Source organism: Gluconobacter sp. P1D12_c (assembly GCF_018812105.1).
Classification (GTDB): Bacteria; Pseudomonadota; Alphaproteobacteria; order Acetobacterales; family Acetobacteraceae; genus Gluconobacter; species Gluconobacter oxydans_A.
Genome location: NZ_JACSIQ010000458.1, coordinates 1 through 454 on the forward strand (window position 1 = coordinate 1; position 454 = coordinate 454).

Here is a 454-nt window from a genome sequence, read left to right on the forward strand (position 1 = left end):
GCCCGCTGCTCGACGGACAAACAGGATCTCGCGGCCCAGCATCAGGAACTGCTCAAACTCGGTGTTTCTGCCGATCGTATTTACACCGACAAGGGCTTCACCGGCACGAACCGGGAAAGGGCCGGCCTTGACCAGGCACTGGCGGCTGTTCGTAGTGGCGATACTTTGGTCGTACCAAAGCTTGATCGACTGGCCCGCTCTGTCCCTGATGCACGGCTTATTGGCGACAGCCTGGCATCCCGTGGCGTGAAGCTTCAACTTGGGAACAGTATTCACGATCCGTCTGATCCAATGGGCAAGTTGTTCTTCAACATCCTTGCGACTTTCGCGGAGTTTGAAGCCGATCTGATCCGGATGCGTACTCGTGAAGGGATGGCCGTTGCACGCGACAAAGGTAAACTACGCGGAAAGAAACCCAAGCTTTCTGAACGTCAGCAAAAAGAGCTTCGCCGGA

1 protein-coding gene is annotated in these 454 nt (G+C 55.9%); it reads left to right on the forward strand.

The genetic code is table 11. The features are described from left to right. A partial coding sequence (locus tag KP705_RS17660) for a recombinase family protein (protein WP_215765223.1) occupies window positions 1-454 on the forward strand: 454 nt, incomplete at both ends.